Consider the following 21,410-nt stretch of genomic DNA (forward strand, 5'->3'; position numbering starts at 1 on the left):
CTCCTACAGGGGAATGCCCTCCAACTCATCCAGCCCGAACGCCAGGTTGAGGTTCTGCATCGCCTGCGTCGCCGCGCCCTTCAGCAGGTTGTCCAGCGTCGCCACCACCACCAGCCGCTTGCCGCCCGGCGCCACGGTGAAGCCACCGATCTCCACGCCGTGCCTGCCGGCGATGCGGCTGACCCACGGCGCTTCGTCCAGGATGCGGATCAACGGCTCGCCGGCGTAGCGCTGGCGGTACAGGTCGCGGATGGCGTCCACCTTCACCGGCTCCCGCAGCCACAGGTTGACCGTCATAGTGATGCCGCGGAAGTGCGGCGCCACGTGCGGCATGAACTCCACCGGCACGCCCAGCTGGCGCGAGACTTCGCGCTCGTGCATGTGGTCGGCCAGCGAATACGGCATCAGGTTGTCGCGCAGCAGCTCGACGTTGTTCTTGTCCGAAGGCGTGGTGCCGGCGCCGGAATAGCCCGACACGCCGAAGCACTGCGGCGGCCCCGCCAGCCGGTCCAGCAGCGGCGCGATCGCCAGCTGCATGGCGGTGGCGTAGCAGCCGGGGTTGCTGATCCGCTTCTGGCCCGCATAGCGCTGGCGGGTCAGTTCGGGCAGGCCGTAGTACCAGTCCTCGTTGAAACGGTAGTCCGCCGACAGATCGACGATCACGCTGTCCGGCGCCTGCGCGTCGATGGCGGCGACCAGTTCGGCCGCCTTGCCGTTGGGCAGGGCCAGGATCACCGCATCGGCGCCTTTCCCGCCGACCTGCTCGTGGCCGAGGTTCTCGTAACGCAGTTCGCCGGCGAAACCGGCGATATGGTCGCCGACCTTCTGCCCGTCCAGTTCGCGCGAGGACACGAAGGCCAGTTCCAGGTGCGGGTGGCGGGCGATCAGCCTGATCAGTTCGGCGCCTGTATGCCCGCGCGCGCCGACGATGCCGACGGTCTTCTTGCTCATGGGGAAACCCGTTCGTGTTGCGCCAGCCTGGACAGCAGGTTCTGCTTCACTGCCGGCCATTCGCTGTCGATGATGGAAAAGACCACGGTGTCGCGCGGACTGCCATCGGCATAGCGCTTGTGGTTGCGCAGCACGCCGTCCTGCCTGGCGCCCAGCCGCGCGATGGCCGCGCGCGAGCGCTGGTTGTGCGAACTGGTCTCGAACACCACGCTGATGCAGCCCAGCGCCTCGAAGGCGTGGGTCAGCAGCAACAACTTGGTCTCGGTGTTGACGCCCGTCCGCTGCACCCGCGGCACGTACCAGGTATAGCCGATGCTGGCGCGCGGCACCGTCGGCTCCAGGTCGTACAGGCGCGTGCATCCGACCAGTCGGCCGTGCGCGTCCAGCACCGCGAACGGCAGCGCCTGCCCCGCCTCCCGCGCCAGCAGCGCCTTGTCGATGTACTGCCCGGCGTCGGCCGCGGTGGGTACGTTGGTGAACCACAGGCGCGACAGCTCATCGCCGGCCAGCGCGGCCCGCATCGCATCGGCATGCCCCGGGCCCAGCGGTTCGAGGCTGACATGATGGCCGGAGATCCGTGGAGGTTGGCGCCAGGGCTGCATGGTCAGTCCACCAGGGTGGCGGGCCGCGTGCGGCAATGCGCCACGCAGCGCTCGATGTCGGCGAAGTCCTCGATGCCGTACCAGAACACCTTCCATTTCTCCTGCTTGTAGCAGCCGTCGGATTCGGCGTAGTAGAAGATGTTGATCTGGTTGTTGTGGCGCGAGCGCCAGAACAGCTGCGGATTCTCCTCGCGCATCACGTGCCACACGGCGCGGCCCAGGCCCTCGCCCTGCGCATCGTCCAGCACCGCGAACTTGTCCAGGTAAGCGAAACCCTCTTCCCGGGTCAGGATCAGCGCGGTGCGGTAGTTCTCGCTGACGTAGACGCGATGCGGGGTCGTCCGCTCGAAGTATTCCGGCAGCAGCGTGCGGCCGAAGCTGGATTCGATCAGCGTGCGCAGGCGCGGCAGGTCGATGCCTTCCCACGAATCGAAGCGCAGCACCCGCTCGCCACGGCGGACCAGCGTGCCGGAACCGCGGTGGGTGAACAATTCCTTGGCCAGTTCCGCCGGCTTGGTGATCGAGACCGACGAAGTCAGCGGCAGCCTGTCCAGCAGGTCCTTGATCTGCTCGATCTTCACCCGCATGCCGCCGTTGATCCACGGCTGCGCCATCAGTTCGTCGTACTCGGTGGACAGGTTGATCGAGTCGATGACCTTGCCGTTCGGATCCAGCAGGCCGCCGGTGCCGGTCAGGAAGATGATCTTGTACGGCTGCAGCACCTGTACCAGCTCGTTGGCGGCGAAGTCGGCGTTGATGTTGAGGATCTGCCCGCCGACGGTCTCGCCCAGACTGGCGATCACCGGGATGGAACCGACCTTCAGGCTGGCCTCGATGGGCGCCTGGTTGATGCGCGACACTTCGCCGACCAGTCCGTAGGTGGCCTGGTCCTTGTATTCGGCCTCGAACACGCCGGACACGATCGACGTGGCGCGCGCGCCGCCTTGCTGCAGCGCCTCCACCAGCGCGAGGTTCTGCTGCAGGAACACCTTGCGCACGATGGCCAGTACTTCCGGCGTGGTCACGCGCAGGCCGTCCACGGTCTGCTTGGCGATGCCGGCGGCGGTCATCTCCTCGTCCAGCTGCGGGCCGGCGCCGTGCACCACGATGGGCGTCAGGCCGACTTCCTGCAGGAAGGTCAGCGAGGAGGTCAGCGCTTCCAGATCGTCGCGCAGCACCGCGCCGCCCACCTTGACCACGGCGAAGCGCTTGGCGTCCAGCTGCGAGAAACGCTTGACGTACTGCGAGATCTCCTTCGCGCTGGCCATGCTGGACAGCAGCCGGATGATGGTCTGGCGGGTTTGCTTGTTCGATTCCATGTTCGTTCGATGTGTCGTGTAGGAGCGCCCCATGGGCGCGATGCTTTTCCGTGATGCAGTCGCGGGCATGGCCCGCTCCTACGACGGGTTCCCCAGTATCTGCGTCACCTTCTGCGTGTAGGCGTGCAATTGTTCCAGCGACACCCATTCGTCCGCCGTATGCGCCTGGGCGATGTCCCCCGGACCATAGACCAGCGCGGTGAACCCGGCCCGCGAGAACAGCGAGGCCTCGGTCCAGAAGTCCACCGCATTGCCGATCGGCAGGCCAAGTTCGTCGGCCAGGTCGCGCGCGGCCAGCCTGCGTTCTTCGGCGCGGGCCACGTCGCCGGACGGCAGCGACGGGCCGCGGAAGGTCTCCTCGTACCCGGCCAGCGCATCGGCATCGGCGAAGCCGCGGAACGTGGCGTGCAGCGCGTCCATGTCCTGCGACGGCAACGGGCGGAAGCCGAACCGCACTTCCGCGCTGGGCGCGATCATGTTGGCCTTGATGCCGCCCTCGACCCGGCCGATGTTGAAGCGCAGCCCGGTCAGGCCGCCGAAGCGCAGATGATGCTGGGCCTGCACGTAGTCCAGCGCCGACGTGCCCCAGCGCATGGCGTTGTGCAGCGCGCTGAGCGACAGCGCGTTTTCCGCGGAAGCGTGGCCGGCTTGGCCCTTGAACGCCATCCGCACCGCGCTGATGCCGCGATGCGCCAGCACCGCCTGGCCTTGCGTGGGCTCGGCGACGATAGCCTCGGCGAAGCCATGGTCGCGCGCCAGGAAAGCGGCGATGCAGCGCGGATCGTTCGCCTCTTCGTCGCTGCTTAACAGGAAGGCGGCATCGCCCTGCGTGGCCTGCGCGGCCGCGATCAGCGCCGCCGCCGCGCCCTTGATGTCGCAGGCGCCCAGGCCGATGGCACGATCTTCGGTGACACGCAGTTTCAGCGGATCGGCCGTCCACGCCGGCGACGACGGCACCGTGTCCAGATGCACGTTGAACAGCCGTTTCGGCTGCCCGCGCACGGCGAACAGCGACACCGCGCCCGCGCCGTGGTCGGTCACTTCGACGGCGAAATCCGGCAGCTGCGCACGGATGTAGTCGAAGATGCCGCCGGTGGTGATCGCACGCGGCGGGTTGCGGGTGTCGAAGGACACCAGGGCTTCGAGATGTTGGAGGACGGCTTGCAGCATGGAGAATCCAGGTTCTTGTAGGAGCGGCCCATGGCCGCGATGCTTTTTTATCGGTGACGATGCAAAAGCATCGCGCGCATGGCGCGCTCCTACAGGGAAGGGTTCAGCGGTTGATTTCGGCCCACAGCGTCGAACTCATGCCGAACAGCTTGATGAAGCCTTCGGCTTCCTCCACGCCCCAGTCGGCGGACTGCGCGTAGGTCGCGCCCTTGGCGTTGAGCAGGTGCGGCGACTTCACGGCCACCGCATCGACGCGGCCACCACGGGTCTCCAGCACCACCTCGCCGTTGACGGTGGCCTGCGAGGACGCCAGGAACGCCTCCAGGTCGGTCTTGATCGGGTCGTGGTAGAAGCCCTCGTACACCACTTCCACCCATTTGCGCGCCACTTCGGGCTTGAAGCGGTTCTGCTGCTTGGTCAGCACCGCTTCTTCCAGCGCGCGGTGCGCGGCCAGCAGCGAGATCAGGCCCGGCGCCTCATACACGATGCGACCCTTCAGGCCGATGGTGGTGTCGCCGGTATACATGCCGCGGCCCACGCCGTACGGCGCGAACAGGCTGTTCAACTTCGCCAGCAGCTGCGCGCCGGCCAGCGGCTGGCCGTCCAGCGTCACCGCTTCGCCCTGTTTGAAGCCGATCGTCACGCGCAAGGCCTGCTCCGGCCATTCGCCGCGCGGCGCGCACCAGCCGCGCGCGCCCTCGCCCGGCGCCTCCCACTTGTCGATCTCGCCGCCGGACAGGGTCACGCCCAGCAGGTTCTCGTTGATGGTGTAGCTCTTCTGCTTGGCGCGCACGCCGAAGCCGCGCTCTTCCAGGTACTGCTGCTCGTAGGCGCGGGTCTGGGTGTGTTCCTTCTGGATTTCGCGGATCGGCGCGACGATCCGGTAGTCGCCCGAGGCCTTGACTGCCAGGTCGAAGCGCACCTGGTCGTTGCCCATGCCGGTGCAGCCGTGCGCGATGGCATTCGTGCCCAGTTCCGCGGCGCGCTTCAGCGCGGCATCGACGATCAGGTAGCGGTCGGACACCAGCAGCGGGTACTGGCCCTGGTAGCCCTCGCCCGCCCATACGAACGGCTTGACGAAGCCGTCCCAGATCGCCGGACCGCCGTCGACGGTGACGTGGCTGGCCGCGCCCAGCTCGGCCGCTCGCTGCTCGATATAGGCACGTTCCTCGGCGTCCACGCCGCCGGTATCGGCGAACACGGTGTGCACGGCCCAGCCCTGCTCTTGCAGGTACGGGATGCAGAAGCTGGTGTCGAGGCCGCCGGAGAAGGCGAGGACGATGTCCTTGGAGCCGGGATTCGGGATTCGGGATTCGGGATTGGAAGAAGCGGTCTGCTGCGACATGGGGGCATCTCTTGAAAAGTTACGGACAGTCAGGGAATCGGAATTCGTTTTTTGCGAATCCCCAATCCCGAATCACGAATCCCGGCGACCCGCCAGGGTCGCCATCACCGCCTTCTGCACATGCAGCCGGTTCTCGGCCTCGTCGATGGCGATGCACTGCGGCGAATCCATCACGCCATCGGTCGCCTTGACGTTGCGGCGCAGCGGCAGGCAGTGGCTGAAGACGCCATTGTTGGTCAGCGCCATCTTCCGCTCGTCCACCATGAAGTGCTTGTACTGGTCGCGGATGGGCTTTTCCGGTTCCCAGTTGCCGAAGAACGGCAGCGCGCCCCAGCTCTTGGCGTAGACCACGTCGGCGCCGGCATAGGCGCTGTCGGTGTCGTGGCTGATGGTCAGCGAACCGCCGCTCTCGGCCACGTTCTGTTCGGCCCAGCCCATGTAGCGCTCGTCGAGGATGTAGTCCGGCGTGGGGCACAGCAGGGTCACGTCCATGCCCAGGCGGGTGGCGATGGTCAGCGCGGAATTGGCCACGGCGGTGTTCAGCGGCTTGGGATGGTAGGTCCAGGTGAGCACGTACTTCTTGCCGCGCAGATCGGACGTGCCGAAGTGCTCCTGCAGCGCCAGCGCATGCGCCAGCTCCTGGCAGGGATGGGTGATGGTCTCCATGTTGATCACCGGCACCAGCGAGTACCTGGCGAAGGACTTCAGCACGATGTCCTGGCGGTCGTAGGCCCAGTCGACGAATTTCGGGAACGCGCGCACGCCGATCAGGTCCACGTAGCGGGCCAGCACCCTGGCTACCTCGGCGATGTGCTCCTCGGTGTCGCCGTCCATCACCGTGCCCAGGTTGAACTCGATGGGCCACGCGTCCTTGCCCGGTTGCAGGACCACGGCATGGCCGCCCAGCTGGAACGCGCCCAGCTCGAAGCTGGTGCGGGTGCGCATGGACGGATTGAAGAACACCAGCGCGATGGACTTGCCCTTCAGCGCGTCGCCCAGCTTGTGCTGCTTGTACAGCGCCGCCTGCGTCAGCAACGCGTCCAGCTCGGAACGGCTCCAGTCCTGCGTGTTCAGGAAATGCTTCATGGTTTCAGGATTCCATGCTTTTTTTTGGAAAGTCCGGCCAGGGATGGCTGGGCTCTTGCGGAGGGAAACGCGTACATCAGAAACGAAAAAACCCAGCCTCTGGCTGGGTTCCGGCAGGACAGGCGAAAACGTCCGGGCGACCCAGCTAGGAGCGGGATTCCGGTCGACGCGCACGCGAGGTCATGCCCGAGGCCTGGCGGGCCGCGCTGTCTGCATGGGCGTGTGCGTTCGTCTTCATGGGCGCGAATGCTCGCATGTGCCGCGCCGCGGCGCAAGGCTTCCTTGGCGCAAGGCTTCAGGGATTGCTGGTGGCCTGCGACGGCGGCGGGTTGACGTAGGGCATCACCGAGACGCGGATGCGCAGGCGGTTGCCCGGGTCCTCGGCCAGCCGGGAGCGGTATTTCACGCCCTTGTAGATGTAGTCCACGTCGTAGGCGATGGGACGCTGGAACTCGCGCTCCACCGGCACCATGCGGCAATTGATCTTGACGGTGGCCGCGGGCGGGGCCACCGGCGGCTCGGACCTGTCCTTGTCGGTGAACCAGCCCCGCATGGAATCCATCATCCTCGACCAGCGGCCCGGCTCTTCATCCGGCGCCTGCTCGGTCTTCGGCGCCGGCACTTCGTCGCATTTCTGCTCGGTGCGGCTGGCCCGCAGGGTCTGGTAGATCGGCTCCACGCCCAGCACCTGCGCGTAGTCCAGGCGCACGTTCTCGGCCTGGACCACCCGCTCCTGCGCCGAAACGGCCATGGCCGGCGCCAGCAGAACAAGCAGGACGAGGAAAGAGCGTGAGCGGTGCATGTGGCCTGAAAGTGGTATTCCGGTGTCACAGTGTAGGCGGCCCGCCTTGAGTGGGGCTGAACACAGCGTCCTCATGCGGGCCGATCCCGGGCGCTGCCCGGCTCGGCCGCAGACGGTAGAATTGCCCGGCTCTCCCCTGCCCCATGCCCATGACCCTGCGCCTGCACAACAACCTCACCCGCCGGGTCGAGGAATTCGAACCGCTCGGCCCGGTCCCCACGATGTACGTCTGCGGGCCCACCGTCTACAACTACGTCCATATCGGCAACGCGCGCGGGCCGGTCGTCTTCGGCGTGCTGGCCGCGCTGCTGCGCCGCCGCTACGGGCAACTGCGCTACGCCCGCAACATCACCGACGTGGACGACAAGATCAACGCAGCGGCCAAGGAACTGGGCGTGGCGATCTCGGCCATCACCGACCGCTATGCCGAGGCCTACCGCCAGGACATGGCCGGGTTGGGCGTGACCGGCGAGTTCTCCCCGGACATCGAACCGGCCGCCACCGCGCATATCCCGCACATCATCGCGATGATCGAGCGCCTGATCGAATCCGGCCATGCCTACGCCGCCGAGGGCCACGTGCTGTTCGCCGTGGGCAGCTTCCCCGAGTACGGCAAGCTGTCGCGCCGCGATCCCGAGGAAATGCTGGCCGGCGCGCGCGTGGAAGTGGCCCCGTACAAGCGCGATCCCGGCGATTTCGTGCTGTGGAAGCCCTCCACGCCGGATCTGCCCGGCTGGGACTCGCCGTGGGGCGTGGGCCGCCCCGGCTGGCACATCGAATGCTCGGCGATGGCGGCCGCCCACCTGGGCGAGACCATCGACATCCACGCCGGCGGCGTGGACCTGCAGTTCCCGCACCACGAGAACGAAGTGGCGCAGAGCGAGTGCGCGCACGGCGGCCGGATCTTCGCCCGTTTCTGGCTGCACAACGGCATGCTGAACTTCGGCGGTGCCAAGATGAGCAAGTCGCTGGGCAACATCGAGAAGGTGCACGACCTGTTGCAGCAGCATCCCCCGGAAGCCCTGCGCTACGCACTGCTGTCGGCCCACTACCGGCAGCCGCTGGACTGGTCCGAGGCGCTGGTCGAGCAGGCGAAGAACACGCTGGACCGCCTGTACGGTACGTTGCGCGATCTGGCCGACGTACATGCGATTGCAGAGGTTCCTCCCGGAATCGAGATGGCGCTGGATGATGATCTGAACACTCCACTTGCCCTGGCAGAAATCAGCCACTACGCCGGCGAAGCCCGGCGCCTGCTTGCTTCTGGATTCAGTCCGACACACCCGGAACAAGGCGACAGGCTTCGGGGAATCAAGGCCGCACTGCTGGGCGCGGGCCAGGTGCTGGGCCTGCTGCAGCAGGATCCGGCCGCATGGTTCGGGCGCGGCGCGTCCAACGACGACGACGCCCGCATCCAGTCGCTGATCGACGAACGCGCGGCGGCGAAGAAGGCCCGCGATTTCGCCCGTTCCGACGCCATCCGCGACCAGCTGGCCGCCGAGGGCGTTCTGCTGGAAGACACTCCGCAGGGCGTACGCTGGAAGCGCGCCTAGGCTTTATCCCTTCTCCCTCCGGGAGAAGGTGGCGCGAAGCGACGGATGAGGGTTCGGCGAAGTCAGGACGCCGGAACCTTGGCGAACTCCGCCGTACCCTCACCCCTCCCCCTCTCCCGGGGGGAGAGGGGTCACAAATGCAGGCATTCCGAATCTCGATGACCGACACGATCTTCCCGCTCGAACCCACCCCCGCCGAGGCGCAAGCCGCCATCAAGGACGAATTCGCCTTCTTCGGCGACTGGTCCGAGCGCTACCAGTACCTGATCGACCTGGGCCGCAAGCTGCCGGCGTTCCCGGAGGAATGGAAGCGCGAGGAACATCGCCTGCTGGGCTGCCAGTCGATGGTCTGGATCGTGCCGCAGGGCGACGCGCGCAAGCTGGACTTCCACGCGGTCAGCGATTCGGCCATCGTGTCGGGACTGATCTTCCTGGCGCTGCGCGTGTACTCGGGGCGTTCGGCGGAAGAGATCCTGGCCACCGAGCCGGACTACATCGCCGACATCGGCCTGGCCAAGCACCTGTCGCCCACGCGCAGCAACGGCCTGGCCTCGCTGCTGGCGTTCATCCGCGAGACCGCCGCGTCCGCCAAGTGAGCGCCGCCGTCCCATCCCCCGCACTGTCCCTTTTGAGCAACCGCGGATTCGCCGCGGTGCTGGCCTATCGCATCTTCGCGCTGCTGTCGTACCAGGTGGTCGCGGTCACGGTCGGCTGGCATGTCTACGAACTGACCCGCGATCCGTTCTCGCTGGGCCTGGTGGGCCTGGCGGAAGTGCTGCCGTTCTTCTGCGTGGCGCCGTTCGCCGGCTACCTGGTGGACCACCTGCCGCGGCGCAAGCTGGGCATGGCGGCCTGTGCGGCGCTGGGAACGACCGCGCTGACGCTGGTGGCGATCGCCGCCGGATGGCTGCCGTTCCGCGGCACCTGGCCGATCTATGCGGCCATCGCGCTGACCGGCATGGCGCGCTCGTTCCTCAGCCCGGTCTACAACGCACTGTTCGCACGCGTGCTGGCGCGGGAGGATTTCGTGCGCGGCGCCGGGCTGGGCAGCGTGATCTTCCAGGTCGCGCTGGTGACCGGCCCGGCCCTGGGCGGCCTGCTGGTGGGCTTCGGCGGCAAAGCGTTGTCGTACGGGGCCGCGGCGGCATTCGCGCTGCTGGCCATCGCCGTGCTGGCGCGTCTTCGGGTGGAGGAGCCGGGGCCGCCCGCCGTCGACCTGCCGATCTTCGCCAGCATCGCGCAGGGCGCGCGCTTCGTGCTGGGCAACCAGATCATGCTGGGCGCGATGGCGCTGGACATGTTCTCGGTGCTGCTGGGCGGCGTGGTGGCGATGCTGCCGGCCTTCATCCACGACATCCTGCACTACGGGCCGGAAGGGCTGGGCATCCTGCGCGCGACGCCGGCGGCGGGTTCGATCTGCGTGGGCCTGTGGCTGGCCCGGCGCCCGCTGCAGCAGCACGCCGGGCGCGTCCTGCTGTTCGCGGTCACGGGCTTCGGGGTGTGCGTGATCGCTTTCGGGCTGTCGCGGCAATTCTGGCTGTCGGCGCTGATCCTGCTGGCCTATGGCATGTGCGACGGCGTGTCGGTGGTGGTGCGCTCGACCATCCTGCAACTGGCCACGCCCGACGAGATGCGCGGGCGCGTGTCGTCCATCAACGGCATCTTCGTCAGTTCGTCCAACGAGCTGGGCGCGTTCTACGCCGGCACCATGGCGCGGCTGCTGGGGCTGGTGCCGGCGGTGATCCTGGGTGGATTCGCCATCCTGTCGGTAGCCGGGGCGACCGCGTGGAAAGCGCCACGGTTGCGGCGCCTGGACCTGCGCGAGCTGCAGTAGCCGCACCCTGGAAGCCCTTTCCTGCGCATCCCTCACTCTTCCCTCTCGGATACCAGCCTTGCCGGGTCCCATACCCGATCGGCCAACTGCCGGTACAGTGCATGCCGTCCGTCCAGGTCGGCCTTCCTGAACTCTCCCAGCGCCGCGAACGGCAATCCTCCTTGCTGGATGTAGGCCAGGAAACCGGGGTTGCGTTCGTAGCATTGCTCATGCAGCGACCATGCCAACAGATTCTGGCTGACGTAGTGCTTGCGCTTCTTCGCATACGGCAGGTCGCCGTAGCTGGCGTTGAAGCTCTTGGGCAGCAACAACAGGCCGCCGAAGCGATTGCGGTAATCGGAGAAATCCGCCTGCGACGCGAATTCGTCCCTGTGGCGCACGTAATGATCCGCCCATATGTGCTCGATCTCGTAGCGGCCGCGTCCTTCGACCAGGTATCTGGCCGCATCGCTGTCCATGCCCGAAGCCGCTTCCAGGTGGGCGGTCATGCGCGCCAGCAGCACCTTGATGTAGCGCTTGGACCACTGGTTGAGGCCAAAGCCCTCGAAGCCGTTGCGCCGCCCATCCGCGGTACCGTCAAAGGAGCAGCCCTGTTCGTCCAGGCGCTTCACGAGGACATCCACCAGCGCCGACGGCTCCAGGCCCCGGATATCGCGCATGATCAAGAACGCGGCATAGGACATCGCGCCGTAAGTCATGCTCAGGTAGTTCACCGCGCGGCGCGCCAGCAGGATATCCAGGAACACCGCCACCGCACGGACCTTGCGGACGATGGTCTCCGGCGCGTCGGTGATCAGCAGGGGCGCCAGCAGCAACGGGTATTGCAGGGTGAAATTGAAGGCGGCGACGTGGTACACCGGCTCCAGCCCATCCACCGGCTTGAGCGAAGCCTTGCGGATGCGCTCGTATTGACGCGTGTAGAACACCATGTCGTCGTTGACGAAGCGGAAGAAGTCCGCCCCGCTCTTCAACCCCAGCTGCTCCGCATGGTCGCCCAGCCAGCGGTGGAACTCGGTGCCGATGCGTTCGAAGTCCTTGTTCTCCGAGCCGGTGCGCCGTTCGCGCACGCTGTTGGCGTAACGCGCCCGCAGCCAGGCCTTGACGGCATCCGTATCCTCGTCCTTGCCCAGCTTGCGCAGCGCTTCGATGCGCTCGCGCCACAAGCGCGCCGCTTCGTTGCGCTGGCCCATATCGGTGATGTTGGCCAGCAGGTAGCCCTTGAGCATGTCCAACGGCGTCAGCGACAGGCCACGGTCGTTCATGGTCTCGAAGATGGTGTAGGCGTCCTCGTCGGAAGCGGCGCTGATCTCGATCAGGTACACCTTCTCGGTCAGCCAGTCGCAGAAGTAGGGCAGCGCCGCCTCGTCGATGTCCTCGGACTGCTCCTGCAGCAGTTCCTCCAGGTCCTGGTAGCGGGCCACGATGGTCTGCACCGATTCCGACGCCTCGCTGGTATCGGGCAACTCGCCGTTGAACAGCGCCGACATGATCGCGCGCCGGTCCTCCACCGCGATATTGAAAGCCCTCTCGCCAAAGCGTTCGGAGTAGATCAGTTCCTCCAGCGCAACCCGGTCCTTGCGCTCGCCCTGCCGCCGGTGCAGCAGAAGCAGCAGGAGGGTGATCGTGGTCAGGCGCTGCTGGCCGTCGACGATGTACTTCTGCCCGTCGCGTTCGCTGAGGATGATCGAACCAAGGAAATAGTTTCCGTATTTCTCGACCGCATTGCGCGGGTTTACGGGTCGGTGCCACTGCAGGAACTGGTCCGTCAGGTCGTCGATCAACTCCTTGGCCTGCTTGCGCTGCCAACGGTACTCGCGCTGGTAGTAATCGATACCGTAGCGCTTGCCCTTGAGGATCTCGCTGATGGTACGGGCCTTGCCGTCGATCGTCTTCATCGTCCCCCTCGATAGAACCGGATATTGCCCCGACCCCGGCGTGGTCCTCTCCGCACCATGCCGACAGCCGCCCAACTCCGCCGGACGCGACATGGCGCGGGTCCGCGACAGCCGCCGGACGGGCAGCGGGAACAGGCAGGGCAGTATCCAACAAAAAACCCCACGCGATGGCGTGGGGTTCCTGCTTCATCCTATGCGGGACAGGATCAATCGCCCTGCTGCTTCTGCATGTGTTCCCAGCGTTCCTGCGCGTCGATGGTGCGTTCGGCGGTCAGGCGCGCCTCCAGGCGGTCCAGGCCGATTTCCTCGCCGGTGTCCACGCAGTAGCCGTAGTCTCCGCCTTCCAGGCGCTTGAGGGTGCTGTCGATCTTGCCGATCAGCTTGCGGTAACGGTCGCGGGTGCGCAGTTCCAGCGAGTTTTCGGTTTCGCGGGTGGCGCGCTCGGCTTCGTCGCCGATGTCGCGCACTTCGTCCTTGAGGTTCTCGATGGTCTGTTTGGACTCCTCCACCAGGTCGGCGCGCCAGTCCAGCAGGCGCTGGCGGAAGTACTCCAGTTGCAGGGGGCTCATGTACTCCTCGTCCGGCGAAGGCTTGTAGCCCTGCGGGATGATGGGGCGGCCGGTGGCTTCGTCGATCTTGTAAGGCACTTCTTTCACCTTGCCGCGCACGACCGGCGCCGCAGGCCGCGCGGCGACCGCGACGGCCACCTTGCCTACGGGGCGTGGGGTGATGGCGGGGCGGGTAATCACGGGGGGCTGGGCGGGGGAAGAGGCTTTGGCGGTTTTGGTATTGGATTTCGGGGTCGGCACAGGCTTCGGGGGGGACGGAACCTTGGCAGCGGGCGCGGGTGCCGCCGCAGCCTTGGGGGCTGGTGCGGTCACGGCGGGCTTGGGCGCTGCCTGGGTGGGGGCGGATTTCGCCGGAGCCGGCTTGGGGGCCGGCTTCGGTGCGGGTTTGGGAGCGGGTTTGACGACGGCCTTGGCGGCCGGCTTGGCAGGCGCCGCCTTCTTGGCCGGGGCCTTGGCGACGGGCTTGGGCGCTGGCTTCCTGCCCGCTACCGGCTTGGCCTTGGCGACCGCTTTCTTCGCCGGCACGGCCTTCTTGGCCACCGGCTTGGCAGCCGGCTTCTTCGCCGGGGCCGCCTTCTTGGCGGCAGGCTTGGGCGCCGCTTTCTTGGCCACCGGCTTCTTGGCGACAGCCTTCTTCGCGACAGGCTTCTTGGCGACGGCCGGGGCGGGTTTCTTGGCGGCCTTGGCGGCCTTCTTCGCAGGTTTCTTTGCAGCCACGAACAGCGCTTCCTTGTTCTTCCCGAGCAGCGGGAAAGCGCGCTTTTATAGCCTACCCGGCCGGCAGCGGCAACCCGACGCGCTATGATCCGTACATGATCGGTCGCGTGCTCATCGTCCTGCTGAAGGGTTACAAGCGCTTCATCAGCCCGCTGCTGGGGCCGCGCTGCCGTTTCGTGCCGTCCTGCTCGGAGTACGCGATGGAGGCGATCGGCCGGTTCGGCCCGATGAAAGGCGGCTGGCTGGCGCTGCGCCGGATCGGCCGCTGCCACCCGCTGCACCCCGGCGGACACGACCCCGTACCGGCCCGTCCGGTCCCCTCCCCCACCCAGACCCCAGGAAACCGCTGATGCCCGCCACCGTCATCGTCAACGCCCGTCTTGTCAACGAAGGCCGCGTCATCGAGGGCGACCTGCGCATCGAGAACGGCCGCATCGCGCGGATCGCCACGGAAGTCCGCCCGCAGGGCGGGGACACCGTGATCGATGCCGCCGGCCGCTGGCTGCTGCCGGGCATGATCGACGACCAGGTCCACTTCCGCGAGCCCGGCATGCCGCACAAGGGCGACATCGCCACCGAATCGGCCGCCGCCGTGGCCGGCGGGCTGACCAGCTTCATGGACATGCCCAACACCAGCCCGCCCACGCTGGACGCGGCCGCGCTGGAGGACAAGTACCAGCGAGCCAAGGGCCGCGCCTGGGGCAACTACGGCTTCTACCTGGGCGCCAGCAACGACAACCTGGACGCGGTCCGCACGCTGGACCCGAAGACCGCGCCGGGCATCAAGGTGTTTATGGGCGCCTCGACCGGCAACATGCTGGTGGACAACCCGGACACGCTGGACGCGATCTTCCGCGAAGCGCCCACGCCGATCATCACCCATTGCGAGGACACGCCGACCATCGACGCCAACCTGGCGGCATTCCAGGCCAGGTACGGCGATGCGCTGAGCGCCGAGCACCACCCGGACATCCGCAGCCGCGAGGCCTGCGTCAAGTCCACCCAGCTCGCGCTGTCGCTGGCCCGCAGGCACGGCACCCGCCTGCACGTGCTGCACATCTCCACCGCCGACGAGCTGGCGCTGTTCACGCCCGGCCCGCTGGTGCGCCCGGACGGCGCGCGCAAGCGCATCACCGCCGAGACCTGCATCCATTTCCTGCGCTTCGACCGCGCGGACTATGCGCGGCTGGGCAACCTGATCAAGTGCAACCCGGCCATCAAGGACGCCAGCGACCGCGAGGCGCTGATCAAGGCGCTGGTGGACGACGTGATCGACGTGCTGGCCACCGACCACGCGCCGCACACGCTGGAGGAAAAGGAAAAACCCTACGCGCAGGCCCCTTCCGGCCTGCCGCTGGTGCAGTACGCGCTGGTCGCGGCGCTGGAACTGGTGCACGAGAAGCGCCTGGACGTGGCCCGGGTGGTGCAGAAGTTCGCGCACGCGCCGGCGCAGCTGTTCGACGTGAAGGAGCGCGGCTACCTGCGCGAAGGCTACTGGGCCGACCTGGTGCTGGTGGACGACGAGCCCTTCACGGTGAAGCGCGAGGACGTGCTGTCGAAGTGCGGCTGGTCGCCGTTCGAGGGCGCCACGTTCCGCTCGCGCATCGGCGCCACCTGGGTCAACGGCCGCATGGTCTGGAACGGCGAACACCTGGTCGGCACGCCCATCGGGCAGCGGCTGGAGTTCGCCCGTTGAAGTTGGGGGTGGCGGTACTGCTGGCGGCCATCGCCGCGGGCTGGGTGCCCTTGCTGGCCGCGCAGGAGTCCGCCCCGTCCCCCATCGCGACCGACGAACGCGTGGTGTTTCCCGCCAGCGTGTCGCAGGGCGCGCTGGTGTTCGGCAAGGTGCCGCCCGGCAGCGAGGTGCGCTACGGCGGACGCGTGCTGCGTACCACCGCCTACGGCACGGTGGCCCTTGGCGTGGGCCGGGACGAGAAAGGTCCACTGACCCTGGCGGTGGTGACGCCGTCGGGCCACCGCCAATCGGTCCGCATCGCCGTGACCCCGCGCGACTGGCCGGTGGAACGGGTCAACGGGGTACCGCCCAAGACCGTCAATCCGCCGCCGGCGATCGCCGAGCGCATCAAGCGCGAGCAGGCGCTGGTCATCGCTGCGCGCGTGCGCGACGACGCGCGCAGCGACTTCGCGATGCCGTTCCAGTGGCCGGTGCAGGGCCGCATCAGCGGCCGCTTCGGCAATGCGCGGGTCTACAACGGCCAGCCCGGCGCCGGGCATTCCGGCATGGACATCGCCGCTCCGAATGGCACGCCGGTGAAGGCGCCGGCCGGCGGCGTGGTGACCTTCGCCGCGCCCGACCTGTACCTGACCGGCGGCACGCTGCTGCTGGACCACGGCCACGGCGTCAGCTCCAACTTCCTGCACCTGTCGCGCATCGACGTGAAGGTGGGCGACCGCGTGGAAGCGGGACAGGTGATCGGCGCGGTGGGGGCGACCGGACGGGCGACGGGGCCGCATCTGCATTGGGGGATGAACTGGTTCGATGTGCGCATCGATCCACTACTCGTCCTCGAACGCGGAAAGTAAGCCTACGGCCGGCCATCGTTCACCCCTGCGACGCGCTGCGGCGCGTTCGTCAGCCCGGCAGCCATGTACTGGCGAGGCGCGGTTCGATCCATTCCCGGTGCCCAAACGCAAGCATGTAGGAGCGCCCTCGGGCGCGATGCTTTTCTGACTGTGCCGTGACGGAATGCAGAAGCATCGCGCCCGAGGGCGCTCCTACATGTGTCGGGACCGGATCAGTCGTTGGAACCGCTGACGCGGGCCACCGCGTCGTGCGGGTGCAGGCTTTCGTAATGCGCCACGGTGGCGTCGTAGCGGGCGATGCGGGCGTCGCCGGACAGCACGGACGCGACGCGGCGGGCGGCGTCCTCGCAGAACATCAGGTTCTCGGCGTTGAGGCGGGCGAAGGCCTGTTCGTCCACGCGCTTGACCGCCGTCTGCACCGGCGTGGCCAATGCGGCTTCCAGCGCATCGATCAGGGGCACCAGCGGCAGTTCGTCGAACTGCGGGCGCAGTTCGACGCGCACCGTGGCGCGGCTGCGCTGCGCGTGCGGGGTGGCGGCCAGGCCGCGCTCGGAAGCCAGCCAGTCGTGCACCACGTTCACCGACAGCGGATGCGCGGCGGCGAAATCCTGGGCGAAGCGCTCGGCATTGGCCTGCCGCGACAGCGCAGCCGAGGCCGGGCAGGTGCTGGAATATTCCACCGCGAACGACAACGCCAGTTGCAGGTGGCCATCGGCCAGCGTGGCGTCGATCTCGACCGGATAGCGCTTCCAGCCGGCGTAGTCGCTCTCCAGCGCCTTCCGCTGCAACAGGGCTTCGTAACGGATCTTCAGCCGTGCCTGCGTGGCCAGCCCCGCCTGCGAGGCGACGCTGTCCTGAAGAAGATGGCGCAGGCCGGCCGGGGTGATCGCTTCGCGCGCCAGGCCATCCTGCAATTGCAGGTACAGCCGCGACATGTGGATGCCGCGCGCGTCGGCGTTGGCCAGGTTCACCGACAGGTCGATGCTGGCGGCGACCTGCAACTGGCCGCCCTGTCCGTCGGCGATGCGGACCGGCAGGGCGATGTTCTCCATGCCCACCCAGTCCAGCGGGCGCGCCAGCGGCACGCTCTGGTGGGCGACATCGGGAAGGTCGGCGCGGGGCGCCTGGGGAAGCGAGGGGGACATCGTCATGCACGGGGGAAGTGGATGCCGCGCATTGTACCCCCTGCCCCCCAAGCCCTGATGAAACAGTGCGTTACATTGGTTTCCGGCATCTATCGCGGCGATGGGGCGCGCCTCTCGCCATGCAGGAGAGGCTCTCCCGCACCAGCAAGCTCGGCTCTACCCGCCGCGCACCGCGCGCCAGGCGGTGAACAGCAGCCGTGGCGGCGACGGCAGCGGCGCGGGCTGGCCGGCCCGGGCATGGCGCAGCAAGCGGCCGAACGCGAAGGACGACAGGATGCGCCGCTCGCGCGCGCCTTGGCGCAGGTCGCCGCCACGATCGCGCAGATGGTCCGCCCATGCGCGCAGCCGCGCCGGGTCGCCGTGGACGGACGCGCCCAGGTCGTAGGGCACCGCGGTCGCGCCGACATCCATCAGGCGGATCGCCAGCGTGTGCGCAATCACCGCGCCCGGCTCCGCCGCACGGCCGAGCACGTCCGCTTCGACCGCCACGACCGCCTCTGCGAACGCGCTCAACGAAGCGAACGCCGCGTCGCCGTCGCGGGTCGGCATGCGTGCCGGCGCCAGTGCAGGCAGCGCCTCGGCCAATTGTTCCCACGGCGCCCGGATCGGCTCCAGCCGGCGTCCCAACGGATGGCGCGAACGCCGGGCGGCCCAACCGCGCAGTTCCTCACCCCACCACGCCAGCTTGGCGTCGGCGGGCAAGGGGTCGCCGGCGATGTTCAGCGCGTCGTCGAACTCCTGCAGCAGCGCGAACCAGGCCACGGCCCGCTCGCGACGTTCGGCGGGCACGAAGATCTCCGCCACCGACCACTCCGGCCAGCGGGCGCGCCATTTTTCCAGGAAGCTGTCGAGGGCGGCGGAGTCGGACATGGACGGATATCGACCGTGGGAGCGACATGAGTCGCGACAGGTTATCGGTAAAGCCTTGTCGCGACTTACGTCGCTCCCACAGGCTGGGACACCGGCTTGCACGGCCACGCCGCCGCATCCGCCAGTTCGCGCGGCCACTCGCACAGCGCATCGGCACCCCACTCCCGCGGCCGTTCGTGCGCCTGCCGGTAGCCCCACAACGCCGCGATGGACGGCATGCCGGCGGCGCGCGCGGACACGATGTCGCGTTCGTCGTCGCCCACGTACACGCAGTCCCCGATGGCGACGCCGATGCGTTCGGCGGCCACCTGCAACGGCAGCGGATGCGGCTTCTTCTCGGCCAGCGTATCGCCGCCGATCAATACCGCGCAGCGGGTTTCCCAGCCCAGTTGCGGCAGGATCTCGCGCGCCAGGTATTCGGGCTTGTTGGTGACGATGCCCCAGAGGCTGCCAGCGGCTTCCAGCGCCGCCAGCATCCCGGCCACGCCGTCGAACGGCACGCTGTGGCGGCCGAGTTCCTGCTGGTAGATCGCCAGGAATTCCGGCACCCCGGCTTCGCGTTCGGCCTGTTCCAGCGCCGGGAATGCGGCGGCCAGCATCGCGCGCGCGCCCTTGGACACGTGCGGGCGCAACTCGGCCAGTGTCATCGGCGCGACGCCACGTTCGCCACGCATGCGGTTGGCCGTCGCCAGCATGTCCGGCGCGCTGTCCAGCAGCGTGCCATCCAGGTCGAACAGCGCCGCGCGCGGAAAGCGCGGCGCCTGTGCCTCCGGCCCGGCGGAACCCCGTCGTCCCGAATCCCGGCTTTCGACGGCCGCAAGGCCGGTCATCCCGAATCCCGGATCCCGGCCGTTCGCGCTCACGCCTTCACCGCGCTGGCCAGGTAGTTGACGTCGGTGCGCGAGGTCAGCCGCGCGCGCTGCCGCCACGGCTCGTAGGCCAGCCCGGTGACATCCTGCAGATGGAAGCCCGCTTCGCGCAGCCATGCCGCCAGTTCGGAAGGCCGGATGAATTCCCGGTAGTGGTGCGTGCCCTTCGGCAGCAGCCGCGCGATGTACTCGGCGCCGACGATGGCCAGCGCGAACGCGGCCGGCGTACGGTTCAAGGTGGACAGGAACAGCTTTCCGCCCGGCTTCAGCAGCGCGTGGCAGGCGCGGATGATCGACGCAGGGTCCGGCACGTGTTCCAGCATTTCCATGCAGGTGATGGCGTCGAAAGCGCCCGGGCGCTCTTCCGCCAGCGATTCGACCGACTGCAACCGGTAGTCCACCTGCACGCCGGATTCCAGCCGGTGCAGGCGGGCCACCTTGACCAGTTCCGGGGCCAGGTCGATGGCGGTGACCTGCGCGCCCTCGCGCGCCAGCGCTTCGCTCAGCAGGCCGCCGCCGCAGCCTACGTCCAGCACGGCGGCGGCGGACAGCGTGGCGCGCTCGCGCACGTACTGCAACCGCACCGGGTTGAGCGCGTGCAGCGCCTTCTGCGGGCCGTCCGGATCCCACCAGCGGTTGGCCAGCGCGCCGAACTTGTCGAGTTCGGCCTGGCTGAAGTTGTCGGATGGGGGCGAAGTCGTGGTCGTCATGCCGACATTCTCTCAGATCGTCCTTCCCGCGGCTTTCAACAGCCGCAAGGCTGGTCGAGCGGGAATGACGGACAAGACATCATGTCGTGCGGATCGCGACGATGCGCTCGCGCCACTGCCGCGCATTGGCGATGACGCCGGCCATGTCGATATCGACCAGCTCGCACTGGGCCAGCTTCGACTGGCCGGCGATCCAGACATCGGTCACCTGCTGGCGGCCGGTGGCGTAGACCAGCTGCGAAACGACATGGTGCAGCGGCTGGGTCTCCAGCGCGGACAGGTCCACGCAGGCCAGGTCGGCCTGCTTGCCCGGCTCGATGGAGCCGACCAGGTGGTCGAAACCGATGGCCTTGGCGCCACCCAGCGTGGCCGCGCGCAGCGACGTGGCCGCGTCCAGCGCGGCGGCATCCTGCGCCACCGCCTTGGCCAGCAGCGCCGCGGTGCGCGTCTCGCTGAACATGTCCAGGTCGTTGTTGCTGGCGCAGCCGTCGGTGCCGATGGCGAGGGTCACCCCGGCGCGTTCCAGCGCGCAGGCCGGGCAGAAGCCCGAAGCCAGCTTCAGGTTCGATTCCGGGCAATGCACCACGCTGACGCCGCGTTCGGCGCACAGGTGGATCTCCGCCTCGGTCAGCTGGGTCATGTGCACCGCGATCAGGCGGTCGTTGAACAGGCCCAGCCGGTCCAGCCGCGCGATCGGGCGCTGGCCGTACTGTTCCTGCGACTGCTGTACCTCCTGCGCGGTCTCGTGCAGGTGCAGGTGCACGGGCAGGTCCAACTGGTCGGCCAGCATGCGCACGCGCTCGAAGTTGGCGTCGTTGACCGTGTACGGGGCATGCGGGGCGAAGGCGGTGGCGATCAGCGCGTCGTCGCGCCACTGGTCGTGCACCTCGCCGGCGCGCTCGAAGTACTCGTCGTCGGATTTCGCCCACGCGGTGGGGAAATCGATCACCGGCAGCCCCACCCGCGCGCGGAAACCGTGCCGCTTGTAGGTGGCCGCCTGCACGTCGGGGAAGAAGTAGTTCTCGTTGACGCAGGTGGTGCCGCCCCGCAGCATCTCGGCGATGGCCAGGGTGATGCCGTCGGACACGAAATCCGGCCCGATCACCGCCGCCTCGATCGGCCAGATGTGCTGCTGCAGCCAGACCTTCAGCGGCAGGTCGTCGGCCACGCCGCGCAGCAGCGTCATCGGGTTGTGGGCGTGGGTGTTGACCAGGCCCGGGATCAGCGCCGCGTCGGGCCGCGCGACCACCTGCTTCGGCCGGAAGCGCTCGCGCGCCTCGCCCACGGGCAGCACCGCGACGATTTTCCCGTCGGTGACGGCGACCGCATGGTTCTCCAGCACCACCGCGTGGGGCACCACCGGCACCACGAAGCCGGCTTCGATCAACAGGTCGCAGGCGTCGGGGGTGCGGTCGCTCATGGTGCCTCG

Annotated in this window: 20 protein-coding genes; 6 read left to right on the plus strand and 14 right to left on the minus strand. The window is 68.0% G+C overall.

The features are described from left to right. Window positions 1-3: 3 nt before the first annotated feature. From argC to AAD027_RS10315, 7 genes are all read right to left on the minus strand, one after another. A complete protein-coding gene (gene argC / locus AAD027_RS10285) occupies window positions 4-951 on the minus strand; it encodes an N-acetyl-gamma-glutamyl-phosphate reductase (protein ID WP_341725942.1) in 948 nt (315 codons plus the stop codon). Next, entirely contained in the window at window positions 948-1,553 is a 606-nt protein-coding gene (locus AAD027_RS10290; protein ID WP_341725943.1) for a GNAT family N-acetyltransferase, read from the minus strand. Before AAD027_RS10290 ends, argC begins: the two co-directional genes overlap by 4 nt. 2 nt (window positions 1,554-1,555) lie before the next feature. Next, window positions 1,556-2,872 (minus strand): acetylglutamate kinase, encoded by a 1,317-nt coding sequence (locus tag AAD027_RS10295; protein ID WP_341725944.1) that lies wholly within the window; start codon window positions 2,870-2,872, stop codon window positions 1,556-1,558. A gap of 78 nt (window positions 2,873-2,950) precedes the next feature. Further along, window positions 2,951-4,042 carry an acetylornithine deacetylase gene (locus tag AAD027_RS10300; RefSeq protein WP_341725945.1) on the minus strand — a complete coding sequence of 364 codons (1,092 nt, stop codon included), beginning with the start codon at window positions 4,040-4,042 and terminating at the stop codon, window positions 2,951-2,953. A gap of 103 nt (window positions 4,043-4,145) precedes the next feature. After that, window positions 4,146-5,387: an argininosuccinate synthase gene (locus AAD027_RS10305; RefSeq protein ID WP_341725946.1), complete on the minus strand. Its 1,242-nt coding sequence runs from the start codon at window positions 5,385-5,387 to the stop codon at window positions 4,146-4,148. A 72-nt stretch (window positions 5,388-5,459) separates the two neighbouring features. Then, window positions 5,460-6,473, minus strand: coding sequence for an N-acetylornithine carbamoyltransferase (locus tag AAD027_RS10310; protein WP_341725947.1), 1,014 nt, complete (start codon window positions 6,471-6,473; stop codon window positions 5,460-5,462). Window positions 6,474-6,768: 295 nt separating this feature from the next. After that, window positions 6,769-7,275 (minus strand): hypothetical protein, encoded by a 507-nt coding sequence (locus tag AAD027_RS10315; protein WP_341725948.1) that lies wholly within the window; start codon window positions 7,273-7,275, stop codon window positions 6,769-6,771. A 149-nt stretch (window positions 7,276-7,424) separates the two neighbouring features. Here AAD027_RS10315 and cysS point away from each other — a divergent pair, with 149 nt between their 5' ends. The 3 genes from cysS (at window position 7,425) to AAD027_RS10330 (ending at window position 10,662) form a co-directional block, all read left to right on the plus strand. After that, window positions 7,425-8,828: a cysteine--tRNA ligase gene (cysS, locus tag AAD027_RS10320; protein WP_341726189.1), complete on the plus strand. Its 1,404-nt coding sequence runs from the start codon at window positions 7,425-7,427 to the stop codon at window positions 8,826-8,828. Window positions 8,829-8,986: 158 nt separating this feature from the next. Next, complete coding sequence (locus AAD027_RS10325) at window positions 8,987-9,424, plus strand: SufE family protein (RefSeq protein ID WP_341725949.1); 438 nt, start codon at window positions 8,987-8,989, stop codon at window positions 9,422-9,424. Next, window positions 9,421-10,662 carry an MFS transporter gene (locus AAD027_RS10330; protein WP_341725950.1) on the plus strand — a complete coding sequence of 414 codons (1,242 nt, stop codon included), beginning with the start codon at window positions 9,421-9,423 and terminating at the stop codon, window positions 10,660-10,662. The genes AAD027_RS10325 and AAD027_RS10330 overlap by 4 nt, the downstream gene beginning before the upstream one ends. A 32-nt stretch (window positions 10,663-10,694) precedes the next feature. On the opposite strand, the gene AAD027_RS10335 is transcribed toward AAD027_RS10330, so the two are convergent. Together AAD027_RS10335 and dksA are read right to left on the minus strand one after the other, a co-directional pair. Beyond that, complete coding sequence (locus tag AAD027_RS10335) at window positions 10,695-12,557, minus strand: DUF262 domain-containing protein (RefSeq protein WP_341725951.1); 1,863 nt, start codon at window positions 12,555-12,557, stop codon at window positions 10,695-10,697. A gap of 206 nt (window positions 12,558-12,763) precedes the next feature. Then, window positions 12,764-13,843, minus strand: a complete 1,080-nt coding sequence (gene dksA, locus AAD027_RS10340) for an RNA polymerase-binding protein DksA (protein ID WP_341725952.1) — start codon at window positions 13,841-13,843, stop codon at window positions 12,764-12,766. Window positions 13,844-13,938: 95 nt separating this feature from the next. On the opposite strand from dksA, the gene yidD reads away from it, so the two are divergent. From yidD to AAD027_RS10355, 3 genes are read left to right on the plus strand one after another with little or no spacing between them, the layout of a single operon-like run. Beyond that, a complete protein-coding gene (yidD, locus tag AAD027_RS10345) occupies window positions 13,939-14,193 on the plus strand; it encodes a membrane protein insertion efficiency factor YidD (RefSeq protein ID WP_341725953.1) in 255 nt (84 codons plus the stop codon). Beyond that, window positions 14,193-15,539: a dihydroorotase gene (locus AAD027_RS10350; protein WP_341725954.1), complete on the plus strand. Its 1,347-nt coding sequence runs from the start codon at window positions 14,193-14,195 to the stop codon at window positions 15,537-15,539. The genes yidD and AAD027_RS10350 overlap by 1 nt, the downstream gene beginning before the upstream one ends. Continuing rightward, entirely contained in the window at window positions 15,536-16,387 is an 852-nt protein-coding gene (locus tag AAD027_RS10355) for a M23 family metallopeptidase (RefSeq protein WP_425605435.1), read from the plus strand. The genes AAD027_RS10350 and AAD027_RS10355 overlap by 4 nt, the downstream gene beginning before the upstream one ends. Before the next feature lie 212 nt (window positions 16,388-16,599). On the opposite strand, the gene folE2 is transcribed toward AAD027_RS10355, so the two are convergent. From folE2 to AAD027_RS10380, 5 genes are all read right to left on the minus strand, one after another. Further along, a complete protein-coding gene (folE2, locus tag AAD027_RS10360; protein ID WP_425605444.1) occupies window positions 16,600-17,532 on the minus strand; it encodes a GTP cyclohydrolase FolE2 in 933 nt (310 codons plus the stop codon). Window positions 17,533-17,688: 156 nt separating this feature from the next. After that, on the minus strand, window positions 17,689-18,402 hold the full coding sequence (locus tag AAD027_RS10365) for an isoprenoid biosynthesis enzyme family protein (protein ID WP_341725956.1): 714 nt from the start codon (window positions 18,400-18,402) through the stop codon (window positions 17,689-17,691). 65 nt (window positions 18,403-18,467) lie between these two features. Continuing rightward, window positions 18,468-19,232, minus strand: a complete 765-nt coding sequence (locus tag AAD027_RS10370) for a phosphoglycolate phosphatase (protein WP_341725957.1) — start codon at window positions 19,230-19,232, stop codon at window positions 18,468-18,470. Between the two features lie 29 nt (window positions 19,233-19,261). Beyond that, a complete protein-coding gene (gene ubiG / locus AAD027_RS10375) occupies window positions 19,262-19,981 on the minus strand; it encodes a bifunctional 2-polyprenyl-6-hydroxyphenol methylase/3-demethylubiquinol 3-O-methyltransferase UbiG (RefSeq protein WP_341725958.1) in 720 nt (239 codons plus the stop codon). Between the two features lie 79 nt (window positions 19,982-20,060). Further along, window positions 20,061-21,401 (minus strand): TRZ/ATZ family hydrolase, encoded by a 1,341-nt coding sequence (locus AAD027_RS10380; protein ID WP_341725959.1) that lies wholly within the window; start codon window positions 21,399-21,401, stop codon window positions 20,061-20,063. Between the last annotated feature and the right edge of the window lie 9 nt (window positions 21,402-21,410).

This window comes from Pseudoxanthomonas putridarboris (assembly GCF_038321125.1).
Classification (GTDB): domain Bacteria; phylum Pseudomonadota; class Gammaproteobacteria; order Xanthomonadales; family Xanthomonadaceae; genus Pseudoxanthomonas_A; species Pseudoxanthomonas_A putridarboris.

Excerpts from the sequence above, each read along its gene's own strand:
- argC (WP_341725942.1), bottom strand. The coding sequence starts at position 951 with ATGAGCAAGAAGACCGTCGGCATCGTCGGCGCGCGCGGGCATACAGGC.
- AAD027_RS10290 (WP_341725943.1), bottom strand. The coding sequence starts at position 1,553 with ATGCAGCCCTGGCGCCAACCTCCACGGATCTCCGGCCATCATGTCAGC.
- AAD027_RS10295 (WP_341725944.1), bottom strand. The coding sequence starts at position 2,872 with ATGGAATCGAACAAGCAAACCCGCCAGACCATCATCCGGCTGCTGTCC.
- AAD027_RS10300 (WP_341725945.1), bottom strand. The coding sequence starts at position 4,042 with ATGCTGCAAGCCGTCCTCCAACATCTCGAAGCCCTGGTGTCCTTCGAC.
- AAD027_RS10305 (WP_341725946.1), bottom strand. The coding sequence starts at position 5,387 with ATGTCGCAGCAGACCGCTTCTTCCAATCCCGAATCCCGAATCCCGAAT.
- AAD027_RS10310 (WP_341725947.1), bottom strand. The coding sequence starts at position 6,473 with ATGAAGCATTTCCTGAACACGCAGGACTGGAGCCGTTCCGAGCTGGAC.
- AAD027_RS10315 (WP_341725948.1), bottom strand. The coding sequence starts at position 7,275 with ATGCACCGCTCACGCTCTTTCCTCGTCCTGCTTGTTCTGCTGGCGCCG.
- cysS (WP_341726189.1), top strand. The coding sequence starts at position 7,425 with ATGACCCTGCGCCTGCACAACAACCTCACCCGCCGGGTCGAGGAATTC.
- AAD027_RS10325 (WP_341725949.1), top strand. The coding sequence starts at position 8,987 with ATGACCGACACGATCTTCCCGCTCGAACCCACCCCCGCCGAGGCGCAA.
- AAD027_RS10335 (WP_341725951.1), bottom strand. The coding sequence starts at position 12,557 with ATGAAGACGATCGACGGCAAGGCCCGTACCATCAGCGAGATCCTCAAG.
- yidD (WP_341725953.1), top strand. The coding sequence starts at position 13,939 with ATGATCGGTCGCGTGCTCATCGTCCTGCTGAAGGGTTACAAGCGCTTC.
- AAD027_RS10350 (WP_341725954.1), top strand. The coding sequence starts at position 14,193 with ATGCCCGCCACCGTCATCGTCAACGCCCGTCTTGTCAACGAAGGCCGC.
- folE2 (WP_425605444.1), bottom strand. The coding sequence starts at position 17,532 with ATGTCCCCCTCGCTTCCCCAGGCGCCCCGCGCCGACCTTCCCGATGTC.
- AAD027_RS10365 (WP_341725956.1), bottom strand. The coding sequence starts at position 18,402 with ATGTCCGACTCCGCCGCCCTCGACAGCTTCCTGGAAAAATGGCGCGCC.
- AAD027_RS10370 (WP_341725957.1), bottom strand. The coding sequence starts at position 19,232 with ATGACCGGCCTTGCGGCCGTCGAAAGCCGGGATTCGGGACGACGGGGT.
- ubiG (WP_341725958.1), bottom strand. The coding sequence starts at position 19,981 with ATGACGACCACGACTTCGCCCCCATCCGACAACTTCAGCCAGGCCGAA.
- AAD027_RS10380 (WP_341725959.1), bottom strand. The coding sequence starts at position 21,401 with ATGAGCGACCGCACCCCCGACGCCTGCGACCTGTTGATCGAAGCCGGC.